This is a genomic window from Desulfosporosinus meridiei DSM 13257, from assembly GCF_000231385.2.
GTDB classification, from domain to species: Bacteria; Bacillota; Desulfitobacteriia; order Desulfitobacteriales; family Desulfitobacteriaceae; genus Desulfosporosinus; species Desulfosporosinus meridiei.
The window spans coordinates 769266-786097 of record NC_018515.1; the positions used below are offsets into that span (position 1 = coordinate 769266).

Below are 16832 nucleotides of genomic sequence, written 5' to 3' on the forward strand. Positions count from 1 at the left end.
GGTGAGAAGGGAATGTTTAATTATAGTAAGCGTTTGTTTTATCCGATTCATGTTGAACGAGAAGATCCGGCATTTGCCAAATTGCTCATAGAACATTATTCAGGTATAGATGGTGAATTATCATCTGCCCTACAATACTTTCACCAAAGATCTTTTATATCTAACCGGCATATCCGTGAGTTGTTAGGCATTATCACTGCGGAAGAATTTGGGCATATGGAGTTAATTTCGGTAGCCGTAAGTAAATTAGGAGGGCCACCATTAACTTTGCTGAATGCTCAAGATGCTCTAAAGGAAATTAAGCACATTGATCAGAGTTTTGATCTCAATAAACTTTTGCAAATGGATATACAGGCAGAAACAAGAGCGATTCGCTTATATAAGCAACATTTGGAATTAACTAATGATGTAAACATGAAGAAAATGATTAAGTTTCTGATTGGCAGAGAAGATGTACATAAATACTTATTGAAAAAGGCCCAAAGGTTAGTTCGGGAAAACGGAACTCCAGAGGATTTTAATGAGCTTATCTACGACTATAAAATGAGTTTGCAAGTTCTGAAATGAAATATTCAATTTAGATAGATTCAGTAATAGGATGAAAAAAAGTCGGCTGATAAAGCCGACTTTAGTATTTAATAATCCAATCAGAAATCATTAATCGTTCGGAAAAACCAAATCCTTCAGTATCGATAGTAAGGTGTGATTTGTGAATTAGATCACGATCATAGAAAACAGTAATCCCTTCTGTATTAAACTGGTAGTAGTTTTCAGGTTTTCTAGGACTTCCTTTTCGTACAGTAGGAGGAGTAGAAAGGGGGATACAACATTGTGTGACAACCAGACGTTTTATGTAAAGGTTATTTTTTTTGGCTTTCTGGAGGAATTTTAAGGCGTTTTGTGTAATGTAAATAATCATATTCTTACTTGTTATACGGTTAGGATCCAACGTAGATTCACCTCCTTGACGTTGCCATACCTTATTCTATCATTTTTGTCTTTGCTTGCAAGAGATTGAGGGTCAAGTTTAGATAAGATCGCACTCCAACGAAACTTAGGGTAATTATGCTTAAGGGCTAGTTAGTTTGTGATGGGAACAATATTTTGTTTGTCTTCCATAAAGCTTTTTAAAGAAACGTGAAGCTCGTTATCATTATTTACAGAGGCAAAGAAAATATCTGCGGGAGTTTTAATGTTCAGCGTGGCTAATTGTTGCTCTAGCCAGTCTTCGGAAAGATCAAGCTTCTTTAAGACATTTCCATAGATTTCACCGTCGATAATGATAGGGTAGGAAAGAGAAGAGCCTACTTTTGTTAGATTCATATCTTCAAGGGTAACTAAATCTTTATTTGCATGTTTTAAAACAGATAAATTACCGTTTGCCTCTATAATGCCTATCTGTACATCACTTATATTAAAGACATCCTTCTCACGAAGCATCTGCAGAATATTGTCGATGGAAAATCGAATTTTTTTAAGGTTGCTCATAATCAATTGTCCGTCTTGAATTACAATTGTAGGCTCAAAAGTAATTAAGTGTCCAAATTTTCGATGCTTAATTGCTGAGTTGGTTATGACCTTTTGAAAAAGACCGATTAAAATAATTGCTACTGCAGTATGTATGTGAGAAATGCTGGGGTCAGCTAGGTCAGCACCTGTTATTGCTCCCAAAGTAATAATAACCAGAAAGTCGAAAACTGGAAGTTCCCCTATAGCACGCTTTCCCATATATAGAGTAACAATCAAAAGTAAAGGTATTATTGTAAAGATCCGTCCCACTACGACGAGAAGCTCTTTGATTAATTCCATTAATTCACTTCCTTCCAAAACTAGGCCCTATCTAAATGTTTTCAAGATCGATTGACAATATGGATTAGAAAAACGAGCAAATTGCTAAAACACGAAGAGGTGGTCATTTAATTGTCTCTCTGGTTTGTTAGAATTGTAATTGTAAAAAATGCTTGGTGAAGGGAAAGATTTTAAACTATGCTGAAAGACTGTAATGCTGGGGAACGATTTGAAGGGGTATTGCTGATTAATGAGTGGAAAGAGGTTCCATTTCGGCAAAAACCGGGGGCATATCTCTCCTTGACATGCCAAGATAGCTCTGGGCAGATGCAAGGAAAAATGTGGAACTACGATCCCCAAGTTCTCGTGCTGCTAAAAGATCAGGATATAGTTAGGATTAAAGGGGTTGCTTCTGAGTACCGTGGTACTCTGGATCTAACGATTGAAACAATTAAAATAGTAGCTGAAGAAGACGTCGACTTATCAGAACTTTTGCCTAGTTCCCCGATTGCGGCTTCGGAATTGGAGAAACGCCTAACGGTTCTGATTGAAAAGACTAGCCAACGGGAACTTAGGGCTTTGCTGGAACAGGTTTTTGGACATCCGGAATGGGGGGACGCGTTTAGAAAAGCACCTGCCGCCATGAAGGTCCATCAAGCATACTTGCGCGGGCTTTGGGAACACAGTGTTAGAGTAGCTGAGCTTGTTGAAGAAATTGCCAAGTATTACCCCAAAATGAATCGAGATTTAGCTGTAACAGGTGCCCTTTTACATGACTTGGGGAAAATTGGTGAGTACAATTATGAGCGCGGAATTAAATTTACAACAGAAGGAAGGCTACTGGGGCACATTATCTTAGGAATTGAACTTCTAACTGAGGAAATTACCAAGATTTCCGACTTCCCGCGAGAATTGAGGTCTAAGTTGTTGCATATCATTACAAGTCATCATGGTAAATATGAATGGCAATCCCCAAAACGTCCGAAATTGATGGAAGCCTTAGTAATTCACTATGCTGATGCTTTGGATGCTGAGCTTTATCAGTTTGAACAAGCAAAAGAAAACCACCCCGAAGATGAATGGTCACCATATATCCCTAGTATGGAGCGGTACATTTATTTAAAATAAGATACTCAGGCTTTAGCCAGCTTTTTTAATTTGGTATCCCAAAAGCGATTTGCTATAAGGCGAACACAAAATGGATGGTTACCCCAGGTGTTGAGGTTATCCAGTGAAAGCATAAGTGCATAAGCTTGACGACAGATAGATAGGATAGGGTAATTCTTAGCAATATGTGCTAAAACAGAAAGGATAGCTTCACAGCGTTCAGAGTAAAACAGATTTTGTATGTAACGGCGGCTGTGAGGAGCAAGGCGAAAGCGAGTTAAATCTGTGGAAAGAGGCTTAATTTCGCTTTCGGAAATCAATACCACATTAAATTCCGGTAGATCAGCTAGAATATCTGCTGATTTTAAGAATTGCCCAAGGTGTTCTTGGACTTCAAGAATTGGAAAAGAGATACAGCCTGGAGTAGAAGCTAAAATTCGGATACGCAAAAGATTTGACTGAATCATTTTTTCGTTAGCCATGAAATTATGGGGTTTTTGGGTCATGTGTAGAATGAGGGCGGCAAGAACCTCATTCCCGTCAGAGGCTTGTTGTTCCCAAGCAGGTAAGAGACCAAGGATATCTTCTTTAAGAGGGAGGGTAATCTGATCAAAAAGTTCAGATTGGATAATTGTATTTAAAGATTGTTCAGTGGGGTTTGTGAGTAAAATTCGCCGAAATCCAGGGTGCACTAAGGTCTTATTATCTGAGTTATTCATCGAAGGTACCTCCTCCGTAGATTATTATCTAATTAGTTCTGTCTTTTAGTGTATGTTTTTTATAGGGTTCTATCCAAGGAATTTAACTTGTCCTAATTCGAAGCAGAAGTGTCAGATAATAACGACGGAAGAATACTAAAATTTTGTTTTAGTAGGTACTGGCTATTGGGATGGTAGGATGGAAAGTTCCGCGCTGATCTTGCATAAGTATGATAATAAACATACCGTTGAAAAGGAGCAAAGATGGGAACTCTTACCCCTAGCTTAGAAGACTATCTTGAAGAAATTTATCGATTCTCTCTTTCCACAGATACAGTTCGAGTAACTGATCTTAGTATCAAACTAGGGGTTTCTTTGCCGTCGGTAACTAAAGCTCTACGTAAATTGAAAAGCGGTCAGTATATTTACTATCAACGCTACGGAGAAATAAATCTATCTGAAAAAGGGAAAAAGCTGGGGAATTTCTTAGTTAAGCGCAACCAGTTATTACAGGAATTCCTAGTACTTATTAATACTGATTGTGATATTGCGGCAGAGGCTGAGGCCATGGAACATTATCTTTCAGAAGCTACCATTCGATCTATTCAAGCTATTGTTACCTTCCTAAATGAAAATCCTAAATGGTATGAGGTTTTACTGGAATACATCACGTCTTCCAGTAAAACCAAAGAGTAAAGTCTAGGCTAAACCGAACATACGAACCACTTGAGTCAGAATAAAACAAGCAGAAAAACCGATGAGTGTTGGAATTAGAAATGATAGGAAGGCCCATTTTTTACTGCCGGTTTCCTTGTAGGTTGTGAGGAGAGTGGTAGCACAAGGCCAATGCAATAGGGAAAACAACATGACGTTAACTGCTGTAAGCCAGGTCCAGCCGTTACTAACCAAAACGTTCCTAAGCTCCTCTAAGCTTGCAAAATCCTGTAAAGAGCCGGTGGAAAGATAGCTCATGATAAGAATCGGCAGAACAATCTCGTTTGCAGGTAGCCCAAGTATAAAGGCCATTAGGATGAATCCATCTAAGCCGATAAGTTTTCCTAAGGGGTTTAGGGTATGAGCCACAGTAGAGAGTACACTCAGTTCTCCAATATATACATTTGCCAGAATCCATATTACGCCGCCTGCGGGGGCTGCTATGATGATTGCACGTCTTAGTACAAATAAGGTGCGGTCAATCACTGAGCGATAGATTACGGCTCCTATCTTTGGCCGACGGTATGAGGGTAATTCCAAGACAAGAGAAGAAGGTTCACCTTTTAATATTGTCATTGATAGTAACCAGGAGACAGTTAATGTAACAGCTATACCCAGTAAAATTATTAGCGCAATCACCAAGGCATTAATTATTCCTGAATAGGATGCAATAGCCCCACCTATAAAAATTGAAGTGATGGCAATCAATGTCGGAAATCTACCGTTGCAGGGAACAAAATTATTGGTCAGAATTGCGATTAGGCGCTCCCGTGGAGAGTCTATTATTCTGCATGATGTGACTCCAGCCGCATTACATCCAAATCCCATGCACATGGTCAGACTCTGTTTACCACAGGCTTTGGCTTTTTTAAAAATATGATCCAGGTTGAAAGCTATTCGAGGTAGATAACCGGAATCTTCTAATAAGGTAAATAAGGGAAAAAAGATGGCCATAGGAGGCAGCATAACTGCAACAACCCAGGCTAAAGTCCGGTAAACTCCTAGAACAAGAACTCCATGTACCCAATCAGGGGCACCTAACCACTGAAACCCAAGAGTTAATTGATCCTGAAAGGCAAAGAGCGCGCTGGCTAGGAGCCCTGAGGGTATATTTGCACCTTCTATAGTTATCCAAAAGACACACACCAATAGCAGGATCATGAGGGGATATCCGAACCACTTGGAAGTAACCAGATTATCAATTATTAGATCAAAGCCAATTCGGTGGCGTTCTTTGTTTGAAAGAACATGTTTGGTAATTTGCTCTGCATTTCCATAAATATCGGCAACAATCTGGTCGCTAAATGAATTACAATAGGCTTTGCGAACATATTCAGCTTGACCATAAGCCTCACTAAGATTTCTAGAAGAACTCATTGCGCACATTTGGATTCCTCCCAATCCTGAAATGAAACATGATCAATATCCAGAAAATTGCTTAAACTTTCCAGAAAATTCTGATCTCCGTCTAAAAGCCTTAAGGCGATCCAACGAGGTGACAAGGTACTATTAGGAATATTTTCTACCAAAGGCAACAACTCTTTTAGAGCGCTTTCTATATCTGAGGAATATTTTATCTGTCGAGGAATCGGCTGTAGTAATCCGGTAGCAACTTGTAATATCTTCTCGCGGAGTTCTGTAAGTCCAATTCCTTGCCGAGCAGCGGTTGCAACGACAGGCACTCCTAATTCACGTTCCAACGAAGGAACATCAATGACTAAATTTTTCTTTTTAGCCTCATCCATTAGATTCAAACACACAATAACATTAGGTGTTATTTCAAAAACTTGAAGAGCCAAATTTAGATTTCTTTCTAGAGAAGTGGCATCCAAAACTACTACTGTAACATCAGGGTTCGCAAAGCACAAGAAATCTCGGGCAATCTGTTCCTCAACCGTATGAGCTAATAGAGAATAAGTACCAGGCAAGTCGACGATTAAAAAGGGTTTTTTTTGATATTGGTAACTACCATGTGCATTATCTACTGTTTTTCCCGGCCAATTACCGGTATGTTGATGGAGTCCGGTTAAGGCATTGAAAATTGTGCTTTTCCCTACATTTGGGTTACCGGCTAGGGCAATGCTCAATTGATCGTTTCTAATTGGAACTCCAAAATAATTTTGCCATAATAGGCTCTTTTTTTCTGCAGACAGAATCATACACATTCCTCTCCGTTCGATAACGTTCTTACCAAAATTTGGGAAGCGTCTTCGCTTCGTAGTGCAATAAGTGTGCCCCTTACCAGATAAGCGGTTGGATCACCTGATGGCCCTCTGCGTATACTGCGGATCAAGGTTCCAGGGACAATTCCTAAGTCAAGTATACGGCGTCGTAAAAGTCCGCTTAACTCTAAGGAAACTATTTGACAGGCCGAACCTAGAGATAAATCTGATAATGGATTGATTCGTTCTGCATTTTTCACACCAATGTACCCCCTTTTTCTAATCAGGTTATCTTCTTTCTCAGTTAGAGGTTAGCCGCGGCTAACTTTCAGTTAAAAGTTCATTTTGAATAGATTATGTTAAGAGGTCTCTTTTGTTCCCCCGAAAGCTTATACTAATTTGATAAGGAGCCATTGCGCGTTTACAAACGTAAGGCAAATGGCTCCTTGGTTTTTAGTCGTTGAGTTTAGAATTGAAGGATATGGTATGTTTGAGGCTGAGGTGCCTTTGCAATGGGAAAACTATGCTATAATTATAGAATACAGTCGGTGGTCATTACTTAGGAGTTGTTGATATATGAGACAAGGGATCGGCAAATTAAGATTTGCAGATGAAGAAGTACAGATGCCCAAAGTTACAAGGAAAATGCTGACCAGAATATTGAGTTACTTTTTGCCTTATTGGAAAAGCATGCTGCTTGTAATTAGTATAATATTTACTAGTTCAATACTAGGTCTTGTGCCCCCAATATTAATTAGAAATATTATTGACATTGCTTTGCCTCAAAAAGATCTCTTTCACTTAAGTTTGTTAATTCTGGTATCCATTGGGGTTACGGTGATTTTAGGACTTTTGCAAGTAGCTCAGTCATATCTCAGTATTTGGATTTCTAAACATATAATCTTAACTATGAAAAATCAAATGTATGGTCATTTGCAGAATATGTCTTTGAATTTCTATACTGCTGCAAGACCCGGGGAGATTATCACCAGAATAACAAGTGATATAGAGGGAATCCAGGATATTTTTAACTCAACCGTTATCAATGCTATAACCAGTATAGTTGTACTTATCTCGACTGCCGCCGCACTGATATTGATGAATTGGAAGCTGGCAATTGTCGGAATGATTATTCTGCCTACTTTTATTATCCCAACCAGGAAAGTAGGCAAACTTCGCTGGAAGTTAGCTACTAAGAGCCAAGAAAAAATTAGCGATCTTAATCAGATTATTCAAGAGGCTTTCAGTATTAGTGGGGCACTACTCACAAAGCTTTTTACCAACGAAAAGGATGAATTGGAAAGATTTACAAAAATAAATAGTGAGGTTATTAGTTTACAAATCAAAGAGTCCGTTGTAGGACGCTGGTTTAGAATGACAATTACAACTTTTATTGCTGTCGGGCCGATGCTGATTTATTTTTATGGCGGATACCTGTTTATTAAAGGGGAGATATCCATTGGAAGTATTATTGCTTTTGTAGCCTTGCTGGGGAGGCTTTATGCACCTGTTTCGCAACTATCGAATATACACATCGATATCACAAGATCGTTAGCCTTATTCCAGAGAATTTTTGAGTATCTAGATCTTGAACAAGAAATTGAAAATAAGCTCGGAGCCTATGAACTGAAGGTGATTAGCGGTAAAGTACAATTCAAGAATGTATATTTTTCCTATAACAGTAAGGTTAAGGTCCTCGAGGACATTAGTTTTTCTGTAAAGCCAGGTACAATGGTAGCCTTAGTTGGTTCAAGTGGAGTTGGGAAAACCACCATTACAAATCTTATACCAAGGTTGTACGATGTGAATAAAGGAAGTATAGAAATTGACGGACATGATATCAGAGTTGTCACATTAGAGTCGCTTAGGAAGCAGATTGGGATAGTGATCCAGGAACCTTACTTATTCAATGATACTATCGAGGAAAATTTAAGGTATGGTAAGAAAGATGCCACCGAAGTGGAAATAGTCGAGGCTTGTAAAGCAGCATATATTCATGACTTCATTATGACTCTGCCTAATCGTTATAAAACAATCGTCGGAAATAGAGGGGTTAAGTTATCCGGTGGAGAAAAGCAAAGGGTATCTATTGCAAGGGTTATATTAAGAGACCCGAGAATTATTATTCTTGATGAAGCTACATCCTCACTAGATTCCATATCGGAAATGTACATTCAAAAGGCTATGATTCCTTTGCTGAAAGATAGGACAAGCTTTGTCATAGCCCACAGATTATCAACTGTTTTAGCAGCGGATCAGATCTTTGTTATTGAAAATGGAGCTATTGCTGAAAGCGGGAACCATGAAGAATTAATTCGCAAAGAGGGTCTCTATCAACAGATTTATAAGACACAATTCAAAGGGGATAGTTATAACTAACTTCTGCCCAAGTTCGACTCCTTTAGAAGTTAGAAAAGGCTAAACGAGGTGGGTAAAGAAATGATAAATCAACGATTTAATATGGAATTTGAAGTTCACTATCATGAAGTAAATCCAAAGGAGCAGGCCACACCCTTAGCAATACTGCATTATTTAGAAAATGCCGCAATTTCCCATTCGGAATCAATTGGACAGGGAATAAAACAGTTACAGGCTAAAAAGCAAGCCTGGATTTTAAATCAATGGATTCTTCAGATGAACCGTTATCCAGTTTTAGGTGAAAAGGTTATGATTGAAACATGGTCTTCAGGATTTGAAAGGTTTTATGCAAATAGAGATTTTTTAATAAAGGATAACAATCAAGAAATCATTGGGAAGGCAACATCCTTGTGGATTTTCTATAATACTGAAAGTAAGCGCCCGTCCAGAATACCCCAAGAATTTCAAGAAGCCTATGGAATCGATCCAATTCGAGTAATTGAAGACGCTACAAATCAGTTTCAGATTCATGAAGTAGGTGATCAAACTAAGGCTGTCGGTAATGAACAGATATTTACTGTCCGAAGGAGTGACATCGATACCAATGGTCATGTCAATAATGCAAATTATCTTCAGTGGATGCTAGAGGTTGTTCCAGAAGATGTTTATCAAAATGCATATCTTGCTGCTATGAAGATAACTTATCGGAAAGCAGCAACTTATGGTTCGAGTATTCGCTCCAAATGCCATGAAACGGAATCAAAAGCTAATAATCCTATCTATCAGCATATTATCCTTGAGAATGATGGCCTTCAAGAACTTGCTACAGCACTAACAGTCTGGAAAAGTGTATAATATTTTGAAAAGAGGTAAAGAAATGCGGAGAAGTGATAAAGAAATAACTGATCAAAATTCGATGGACGAAATCATAAAGAAGGCACAAGTTTGTAGATTAGCTATATCCTATAAGGACATGCCCTATATTATTCCGATAAACTTCGGTTATCTAGACAAGGTATTGTATTTTCATTCTGCAAAAGATGGACTAAAGCTTTCAATTCTACGTGAAAATCCTCAGGCTTGTTTTGAAGTTGAGATTGACACCCAAATAATTCCCAGTGAAATGGGGTGTGAATGGACTATGCGATATCAAAGTGTCATTGGTTTCGGAGAGGTAGAGTTCATTGATGATATAACCAGTAAGCGAGAAAGTATGAAAATCATTATGGAGCATTATGCAAATGATAAGCCCTTTCCCTCAGATACAATGTTGGAAGGAATCACTCTTTATAAATTAAAGGTAAATACTATGACGGGTAAACAATCAGGATACTAGAAATTAATTAGATCTTATCTTGAAATATTATTTGAATAGATTAAAAAGAAGGAAAATAGGGGATATTTGTCGAACAAAGACGTAACGACAAGTGTGAATTTGCTAAAACAGTTTCCATGGGCTGACCATCAATCTAAATTTAGAAGAGTGGTATGAATAATGTCAAATGACCAAATCATGGAATTGAAACAAAGAGTAGCCCTTTTAGAAGCCTCTTTAACTGATGTTCAACAGGAAAATGAGATATGGAATCGTCTTTTTCTAGAAGTTAATTGGGGAATGGTTGTTGTTGATGCCAAAAGTGGGAAGGCTCTGAAAGTGAATAGAAGTTATGCAGAAATGCATGGATATAGCCCATTGGAGTTAATTGGCAAATCTGTGTATGGATTGGTTTGTGCACCGGGGCATAAGAATGATCTCTTAGAAGTTGACGCCAAGATACATAATGAAGATCGATATTACTACAATTCAGTGCATGTTAAGAAAGACGGAAGTCCTTTTCCGGTACGAATTAATAATCAAGAAGTTACAGTGAAATCTGGGCGTTTTCGGATTATCTCTACCTGGGATATTACAGATAGTGAGCTAAAACAAAGAGAGTTAAGTCAGTATCGTGAAAGTTTAGAGGAATTAGTTAAATTTCGTGCCGATGAATTGGAAAGGATCAATGAGCAACTTCGAAGCGAGATTAGACAGAAGGAAAATGCTGAACACGAATTAGCTAGAGCAAATCAAGAAATGTTTAACATTTTAGAGAGTATCGGCGATTGTTTTAAAGCAGTAAATCGCGATTGGGTTATAACCTATGCTAATCAGGCTATGGTTAAAGCTCGGGAGGACAATGGCCTTGATGGCAATCTTGTCGGTGCTGATTACTGGGAAGTTCATAAAGACTCCAATCCAAGAATTAATGAAGCTTGTTTAAAAGTGATGAATGATGGTGTTCCAACTAGGTTTGAGACTTATGCTTACACAATAGGAAAATGGACAGAAGTCAGTATTTATCCAACAGCAAGCGGAATCTCAATCTTTCTTCGGAATATTGAGGCAAGACGAAAGATGGAAAAGGCTATCGAGGACGAACATCGCCGCCTTTATTCACTATTTAACAGTTTTCCGGGGCTAATCTATCTTCAAGAAGAAAATCATAAAATACGCTATGCTAACCATAGCTTTCAAGCAAAGTTTGGTTCATGTATCGACAAGCATTGCTATGAAGTAATAGTAGGATTGCCGGGTCCCTGCCATGACTGCATTTCTGAGGTGATTTTAAACAATCTTACCCCAATGTGGAGGGAAATGGTCTCTGATAGTCGCATATATGAGGTTTATTCTCAACCTTTTATTGATGCTGATGGATCGAGGTTAGTTTTTAAAGTGCTAATTGATGTTACAGACAGAAGGAGTGCTGATCGAGAGTTAGCACGTTTGGAAAGGCTTAATATGGTCGGTGAAATGGCTGCCGGCATTGCTCATGAGGTTAGAAATCCCCTTACGACTGTGCGCGGGTTTTTACAGTTGCTCCAATCTAAAGAGGAAACCTCAGCTTATCACGATTACTTTCAGCTGATGACCGATGAACTAGATCGGGCAAATTTGATCCTAACTGATTTTTTAAGTTTGGCCAGAGATAAGTCGGTGGAATTCGAGCCTATTAATATTTCCAATATCGTGAGAACCCTGGCACCTCTTTTAAACTCAGATGCATTTAATCAAGATAAAACAATAGTCCTTGAATTAGAAGAGGTTCCCGATCTTCTTGGAAATGGGAACGAACTGAGGCAGTTGATTTTGAACTTGGCCAGAAATGGATTGGAAGCTACTCCGGCAGGCACGACTTTGACCATAAGTTCTTCGGTTCAAGAAAAGTGCATTGTGCTTAAAGTCAGAGATCAGGGTCGTGGAGTTGATCCGGAAATCCTTGATAGATTAGGCACCCCATTCTTAACTACTAAAGAAAGTGGCACCGGACTAGGCCTTGCAATATGCCAAAGCATAGCTGTTCGTCATAAAGCCTCCATTAATTTTGATTCACAGGGTACAGGTACAACTGTTATTGTGAAATTCCCCATAAACTAAGAAAAGCCACCCCAGACGGGGTGGCTTTCAATATAGGCGCGAGGGTTCTGGCATCTGTCCCTACATAATCAGAACAAACATTAAAATGCTGGAACAATAGAACCTTTGTATTTGTCTTCGATGAACTTTTTAACCTCGGGGGAGGTCAGAGCTTTAGCAAGTTTCTGTAAAGCAGGGTCGTCTTTGCGGCTGTCTTTGACAACAAGGATATTTGCATAAGGAGATTCTTTGTCTTCCATAATGATGGAATCATTAAGAGGGTTGAGCCCGCCTTCTAAAGCGTAATTGGTATTAATTACTGCAGCAATAATCTTAGGATCTTGGAGTACTCTAGGAAGCTGTGGGGCATCAAGAGGAGTGACTTTCAGTTGTTTTGGGTTGTCTTGAATATCATTGACGGTTCCCTTAATTCCCACGCCGTCTTTTAGTTTGATAATACCTGCTTTGGAAAGGAGAGCAAGAGCGCGGCCGCCGTTTGAGGGGTCATTAGGAATGGCAATGGTATCTCCGTTTTTCAGCTCATCAAGCTTGGATATTTTTTTAGAGTAGACGCCCATTGGTTCAATGTGAACGTTGGCAATTGAGACATTCTTTAAGGAATGATCGGCATTAAAAGAGTCTAGATAGGGAGTATGTTGAAAGAAGTTTGCGTCGATATCTCCAGAATCTAAATCTAAGTTAGGGCGGACATAATCGGTGTAACTAACAATCTCCAGTTCGACACCTTCTTTGAGCAGTGCGGGCTTAATAAATTCTAGGATTTCAGCATGAGGAATTGGGGTTGCACCAACTTTAAGTACTTTGGCAGAAGGTGTATCAGATCCGGTTTTGGGAGCTTCGGTTTTACTGCCGCAGCCTGAGAGTATGAGAGAAAAGGTGACTAAAACAGTGGCTAAAAGGGTCAAATAGCGGTGGTTCTTAATTCTTGACATTTTTTTCTCCTCCAATTTGTTTAGTTTTTGCCATAGCTGGGAATGACAGATCTTGTTGCTTGAATCCGGATAACTTGGGTAGTCACGAACCTAATTAGTAAGCTTGCGTGCCAGGGTTGTTCCTAGGGATTGTATAATCTGAACAATCACGACGAGAATGATGACAGTGACAATCATGACATCGGTTCGAAAACGGTTATAGCCATATTGAATGGCTAAGTCCCCTAATCCGCCTCCGCCAACGGTACCGGCCATAGCGGTGTAACCGATGACACTAATCGTCGTGATGGCGACGCCTAGAATCAGTGAAGCTTTCGCTTCAGGAAGAAGAACCTTTTGAATAATTTGTTTAGGAGAGGCCCCCATTGACAGTGCTGCCTCGATCACACCGTAGGGAACTTCTTTAAGAGAGGTTTCCACTACACGGGCGACAAATGGAGCGGTGGAGATCACAAGCGGAACGATAGCTGCTGTTGTGCCAACAGAAGTTCCGATTATTGAGCGGGTAAAGGGGATTAAAGCTACCAATAGAATAATGAATGGAGCAGAACGGAGTATGTTGATGACGGTTCCTAAAGTTCGCTCTACCCATGGGTTGGGTAAAATATGGCCTGGCGATGAGACGACCAAAATAATCCCTAAAGGTAGTCCAATCAGGTAAGCGAGTACAGTCGAGGCGAAAACCATATAAAGGGTTTCCCCTGTAGCAGGTATAATCAGCTGTAATAGAAGATCCCCTACTGAACCAGGGAAAAGACTTCCCACATTAAAGCTCACGTTTAATCACCTCCACTTTTAAATCTCTGGATGTCAAATAGTGATGAGCTTCCTTGAGTTGTTCAGGACTTCCTTGAAGCTCAAGGGTTAATGTGCCAAAAAGTGTGGATCTTAAATGATCGATGCTTCCATAGAGGATGTTAGCTCGAACTTCACAGGTTCTAAGCAAATCAGTGATAATTGGATCAGAAGCACGTGTGCCAAGGAATTGAATGCGAACAATTTCTGAGTCTGGGTGAGTTGCCAGTTCCTTCAATAGGTCCGCGGGAAGTTCATTTGGAAAAACTGTCGAGACAAATTGACGAGCGATGTCCGACTGAGGTTTTATAAACACAGACTCGACAGGGCCATTTTCCACGATGTGGGCTGCGTGAATAACTGCTACATGGGTACAGATTTCTTTGACAACTTTCATTTCGTGAGTAATCATAACGATCGTTAAACCAAGTTTTTGATTAATATCACGAAGTAGGTTCAAGATGGAAAGGGTGGTTTGTGGGTCTAAGGCAGAAGTTGCCTCGTCGCACAAAAGAACTTGTGGCTTTGTGGCGAGAGCACGAGCAATACCGACTCGTTGTTTTTGACCACCGCTTAACTGCCCGGGGTAAGCCGTTGCTTTATCTTCCAGACCTACCAGATGAAGAAGCTCTTTAACCCGTATTGAGATCTCAGTTTTAGGTACTCCGGCAATTTCTAAAGGGAAGGCAATATTTTCAGATACTGTTCGAGATTGAAGAAGATAGAAGTGTTGAAAAATCATACCGATATTCTGGCGCGCTTTCCTAAGTTCTTTACTTGAAAGAGCGGTCAATTCTTGCCCGGCAACAATGATTTTGCCGCTTGAAGGTTTCTCAAGTAGATTTAAGCAACGGACAAGGGTGCTTTTTCCGGCGCCGCTCAATCCGATTATGCCATAAATTGTTCCGGGTAATATGTTTAAAGATACATTATCAAGAGCCATGACTTGTCCCTGAGGGGACGAGTATTTCTTAACTAGTTGTTTAATCTGAATCACATGTGCACCTCCTACAATCTTTCTGGACGCTTATTCCCTGGTATTTATACATAACAAAACTCCGCGAAGAAAACCCGCGGAGTACCATTCGGTTTTCCTCTTATCTCCCAGATTTCTCTGCAGGAGTTAGCACCGTGCATCTAAGCCGGTTGCCGGGTTTCATCGGGCCAGTCCCTCCACCTACTCTGAATAAGAGTCTTTTATGAGGTTTTATTACATTAGTGTACTATGGAATGTCTATATATTAGCATAGAGAAGATGAGGTTTGCAATAGGGATATTGGAGGAAATTATTGAAAAGAACTTGACAATATGGCAACGCTTTAATAGATTAAAGGAGAACAGTGATTACTGTTTTACTGAGGAGGGGTATGCCGTGTCAAGTGATGAGCGTTTACAGAATCCCTTAAACGATGCTCTAGTTGAAGCAGTTCTGCTATTAAAAAACAAAGAAGAGTGTTATCGGTTCTTTGAAGATATTGCAACAGTTGCAGAGATTAAAGCCCTGGCCCAACGCCTTGAAGTTGCTAAGATGTTGCAAAAGAACGAGACCTATACTGCAATTACGGAAGTGACGGGAGCAAGTACCGCGACAATAAGCCGGGTAAAACGTTGCTTGAATTTTGGAGCAGACGGATATCAACTTATATTACGACGTTTAAAGGAACAAAGTGAAAAATAGGTGCAGGTGAAGGAGAGTCATAATGCTTAGAACAAATTTAGGTTTACGTATTCCAAAAGGGATGCGGGATTTGCTTCCTGAAGAAATCTCAGTCCAAGAGGGTTTAGAGGAAAGAATTCTAGAGCTATTTAAGCAATGGTCGTATCAAAAGGTATTAACCCCTACCCTAGAGTATTCTGCTTGTGTTCAACCAGATGTTGAACAAGAGGATTCATTATATAAATTCTTTGACCGGGAAGGGCATATACTGACTCTTCGACCAGAGCTAACGATACCTATTGCGCGACTTGTAAGCACACGCATGCGTGGCGGCGAATTTCCATTACGCTTATGTTATGGTGCAGATGTTTATCGGAACTCCAACGTCAGACACAGGGAATTTCGACAAGTAGGAGTTGAACTTGTGGGGTCTGACCAAGAGCTTGCCGATGCAGAAGTGATTGCTCTGGCAGTTGAGGCGATGGCTGGCTTAGGTTTGAAAAATTACCAGTTTAACCTGGGACATATGGGTATCTTTGCTGGGCTTATGCTGGAAACGGGAATTGAAAAAGAGCTGCAAGCTAAGCTGGAAGAGGTGTTAGCTCGTAAAGATATGGTTGGTGTGGAAAGCTGTGTCAGACAAAGTGGTTTACCAGAACGTGTCCAGGAGCTATTACTTCGCCTGCCCCATTTTCGTGGAGGGGAGGAGATTCTCGATGAAGTCCTGGGTTGGAGTGAGCAACCCGCAATTCAGCACGCTGTAGAAAGCTTAAGAAAGATCTACCAATACTTAGAGGATTTTGGAGTTCAAGCAAATGTATCCTTAGATTTAGGTATATTACGAGGCTTCTCATATTACACCGGAGCCGTTTTTGAAGGGTATGTACCAGGAATAGGTTTTCCCGTGGTAGAAGGGGGACGTTACGATGATTTATACGCGGACTTTGGCGTTCCACAACCGGCAACTGGTTTTGCTATACACCTGGGTAATTTGTTAGAACAATTTCCAATTCCGGTGGTAGAGGGTGCAGATATTTTAGTTTATGGATCAGATGCTAAGGAAATCATTCGTAGGTGCCGGGAACTTAGAGCTCAGGGCAAACGAGTGGAGATGTCTCTTGGAGTCTTGGGGGACGAGAAGGCAAAGTCAATGGCTCTCCAAAAGAGTATCAAAGAGATTTTGCGCGTTTAATATTTGTATAAGGC

18 protein-coding genes and 1 riboswitch are annotated in these 16832 nt (G+C 39.9%); of the genes, 9 read left to right on the forward strand and 9 right to left on the reverse strand.

The annotated features are described in order from the left end of the window. Positions 1-12 precede the first annotated feature (12 nt). Positions 13-567 (forward strand): manganese catalase family protein, encoded by a 555-nt coding sequence (locus DESMER_RS03560; protein ID WP_014901694.1) that lies wholly within the window; start codon positions 13-15, stop codon positions 565-567. A gap of 61 nt (positions 568-628) precedes the next feature. Here the strand turns inward: DESMER_RS03560 and DESMER_RS03565 are convergent, their stop codons facing one another. Next, a complete protein-coding gene (locus DESMER_RS03565; RefSeq protein ID WP_014901695.1) occupies positions 629-949 on the reverse strand; it encodes a CC/Se motif family (seleno)protein in 321 nt (106 codons plus the stop codon). Between the two features lie 131 nt (positions 950-1080). Next, positions 1081-1809, reverse strand: coding sequence for a DUF421 domain-containing protein (locus tag DESMER_RS03570; protein WP_014901696.1), 729 nt, complete (start codon positions 1807-1809; stop codon positions 1081-1083). A gap of 177 nt (positions 1810-1986) precedes the next feature. Here DESMER_RS03570 and DESMER_RS03575 point away from each other — a divergent pair, with 177 nt between their 5' ends. Further along, positions 1987-2916 (forward strand): 3'-5' exoribonuclease YhaM family protein, encoded by a 930-nt coding sequence (locus tag DESMER_RS03575; RefSeq protein ID WP_014901697.1) that lies wholly within the window; start codon positions 1987-1989, stop codon positions 2914-2916. Between the two features lie 5 nt (positions 2917-2921). On the opposite strand, the gene DESMER_RS03580 is transcribed toward DESMER_RS03575, so the two are convergent. Continuing rightward, the gene (locus DESMER_RS03580; protein ID WP_014901698.1) at positions 2922-3614 is read right to left on the reverse strand and encodes a hypothetical protein; all 693 of its coding nucleotides are present in this window, start codon (positions 3612-3614) and stop codon (positions 2922-2924) included. 243 nt (positions 3615-3857) lie between these two features. Between DESMER_RS03580 and DESMER_RS03585 the strand changes: the two genes are divergently transcribed. After that, entirely contained in the window at positions 3858-4289 is a 432-nt protein-coding gene (locus tag DESMER_RS03585) for a metal-dependent transcriptional regulator (protein ID WP_014901699.1), read from the forward strand. Positions 4290-4292: 3 nt separating this feature from the next. Here DESMER_RS03585 and DESMER_RS03590 read toward each other — a convergent pair whose 3' ends face one another. The 3 genes from DESMER_RS03590 to DESMER_RS03600 are packed head-to-tail and all read right to left on the reverse strand — an operon-like array spanning position 4293 to position 6729. Continuing rightward, positions 4293-5693 carry a nucleoside recognition domain-containing protein gene (locus DESMER_RS03590; RefSeq protein ID WP_014901700.1) on the reverse strand — a complete coding sequence of 467 codons (1401 nt, stop codon included), beginning with the start codon at positions 5691-5693 and terminating at the stop codon, positions 4293-4295. Beyond that, on the reverse strand, positions 5681-6466 hold the full coding sequence (locus DESMER_RS03595; RefSeq protein ID WP_014901701.1) for a FeoB small GTPase domain-containing protein: 786 nt from the start codon (positions 6464-6466) through the stop codon (positions 5681-5683). The genes DESMER_RS03590 and DESMER_RS03595 overlap by 13 nt, the downstream gene beginning before the upstream one ends. Then, positions 6463-6729: a FeoA family protein gene (locus DESMER_RS03600; RefSeq protein WP_014901702.1), complete on the reverse strand. Its 267-nt coding sequence runs from the start codon at positions 6727-6729 to the stop codon at positions 6463-6465. Before DESMER_RS03600 ends, DESMER_RS03595 begins: the two co-directional genes overlap by 4 nt. 316 nt (positions 6730-7045) lie before the next feature. Between DESMER_RS03600 and DESMER_RS03605 the strand changes: the two genes are divergently transcribed. The 4 genes from DESMER_RS03605 (at position 7046) to DESMER_RS03620 (ending at position 12242) form a co-directional block, all read left to right on the forward strand. Further along, positions 7046-8848, forward strand: coding sequence for an ABC transporter ATP-binding protein (locus tag DESMER_RS03605; protein ID WP_014901703.1), 1803 nt, complete (start codon positions 7046-7048; stop codon positions 8846-8848). Positions 8849-8908: 60 nt separating this feature from the next. Continuing rightward, positions 8909-9682 carry an acyl-[acyl-carrier-protein] thioesterase gene (locus DESMER_RS03610; RefSeq protein ID WP_014901704.1) on the forward strand — a complete coding sequence of 258 codons (774 nt, stop codon included), beginning with the start codon at positions 8909-8911 and terminating at the stop codon, positions 9680-9682. 22 nt (positions 9683-9704) lie between these two features. Further along, positions 9705-10163, forward strand: coding sequence for a pyridoxamine 5'-phosphate oxidase family protein (locus tag DESMER_RS03615; RefSeq protein WP_014901705.1), 459 nt, complete (start codon positions 9705-9707; stop codon positions 10161-10163). Between the two features lie 159 nt (positions 10164-10322). After that, the gene (locus DESMER_RS03620) at positions 10323-12242 is read left to right on the forward strand and encodes an ATP-binding protein (RefSeq protein ID WP_014901706.1); all 1920 of its coding nucleotides are present in this window, start codon (positions 10323-10325) and stop codon (positions 12240-12242) included. Positions 12243-12322: 80 nt separating this feature from the next. Here the strand turns inward: DESMER_RS03620 and DESMER_RS03625 are convergent, their stop codons facing one another. From DESMER_RS03625 to DESMER_RS03635, 3 genes are all read right to left on the reverse strand, one after another. Next, a complete protein-coding gene (locus tag DESMER_RS03625) occupies positions 12323-13174 on the reverse strand; it encodes a MetQ/NlpA family ABC transporter substrate-binding protein (RefSeq protein WP_014901707.1) in 852 nt (283 codons plus the stop codon). A gap of 90 nt (positions 13175-13264) precedes the next feature. Then, positions 13265-13951, reverse strand: a complete 687-nt coding sequence (locus DESMER_RS03630) for a methionine ABC transporter permease (protein ID WP_014901708.1) — start codon at positions 13949-13951, stop codon at positions 13265-13267. Beyond that, complete coding sequence (locus DESMER_RS03635) at positions 13941-14966, reverse strand: methionine ABC transporter ATP-binding protein (RefSeq protein WP_014901709.1); 1026 nt, start codon at positions 14964-14966, stop codon at positions 13941-13943. The genes DESMER_RS03630 and DESMER_RS03635 overlap by 11 nt, the downstream gene beginning before the upstream one ends. Positions 14967-15063: 97 nt before the next feature. Beyond that, a riboswitch (SAM riboswitch) is annotated at positions 15064-15162 on the reverse strand. A 179-nt stretch (positions 15163-15341) separates the two neighbouring features. Between DESMER_RS03635 and DESMER_RS03640 the strand changes: the two genes are divergently transcribed. Beyond that, positions 15342-15647: a YerC/YecD family TrpR-related protein gene (locus DESMER_RS03640; RefSeq protein ID WP_014901710.1), complete on the forward strand. Its 306-nt coding sequence runs from the start codon at positions 15342-15344 to the stop codon at positions 15645-15647. Between the two features lie 22 nt (positions 15648-15669). Then, a complete protein-coding gene (gene hisZ / locus DESMER_RS03645) occupies positions 15670-16818 on the forward strand; it encodes an ATP phosphoribosyltransferase regulatory subunit (protein WP_014901711.1) in 1149 nt (382 codons plus the stop codon). The last annotated feature ends 14 nt before the right edge of the window (positions 16819-16832 follow it).

Excerpts from the sequence above, each read along its gene's own strand:
- hisZ (WP_014901711.1), top strand. The coding sequence starts at position 15,670 with ATGCTTAGAACAAATTTAGGTTTACGTATTCCAAAAGGGATGCGGGAT.
- DESMER_RS03575 (WP_014901697.1), top strand. The coding sequence starts at position 1,987 with ATGCTGAAAGACTGTAATGCTGGGGAACGATTTGAAGGGGTATTGCTG.
- DESMER_RS03610 (WP_014901704.1), top strand. The coding sequence starts at position 8,909 with ATGATAAATCAACGATTTAATATGGAATTTGAAGTTCACTATCATGAA.
- DESMER_RS03585 (WP_014901699.1), top strand. The coding sequence starts at position 3,858 with ATGGGAACTCTTACCCCTAGCTTAGAAGACTATCTTGAAGAAATTTAT.
- DESMER_RS03590 (WP_014901700.1), bottom strand. The coding sequence starts at position 5,693 with ATGTGCGCAATGAGTTCTTCTAGAAATCTTAGTGAGGCTTATGGTCAA.
- DESMER_RS03620 (WP_014901706.1), top strand. The coding sequence starts at position 10,323 with ATGTCAAATGACCAAATCATGGAATTGAAACAAAGAGTAGCCCTTTTA.
- DESMER_RS03625 (WP_014901707.1), bottom strand. The coding sequence starts at position 13,174 with ATGTCAAGAATTAAGAACCACCGCTATTTGACCCTTTTAGCCACTGTT.
- DESMER_RS03580 (WP_014901698.1), bottom strand. The coding sequence starts at position 3,614 with ATGAATAACTCAGATAATAAGACCTTAGTGCACCCTGGATTTCGGCGA.
- DESMER_RS03560 (WP_014901694.1), top strand. The coding sequence starts at position 13 with ATGTTTAATTATAGTAAGCGTTTGTTTTATCCGATTCATGTTGAACGA.
- DESMER_RS03570 (WP_014901696.1), bottom strand. The coding sequence starts at position 1,809 with ATGGAATTAATCAAAGAGCTTCTCGTCGTAGTGGGACGGATCTTTACA.
- DESMER_RS03615 (WP_014901705.1), top strand. The coding sequence starts at position 9,705 with ATGCGGAGAAGTGATAAAGAAATAACTGATCAAAATTCGATGGACGAA.
- DESMER_RS03595 (WP_014901701.1), bottom strand. The coding sequence starts at position 6,466 with ATGATTCTGTCTGCAGAAAAAAAGAGCCTATTATGGCAAAATTATTTT.
- DESMER_RS03605 (WP_014901703.1), top strand. The coding sequence starts at position 7,046 with ATGAGACAAGGGATCGGCAAATTAAGATTTGCAGATGAAGAAGTACAG.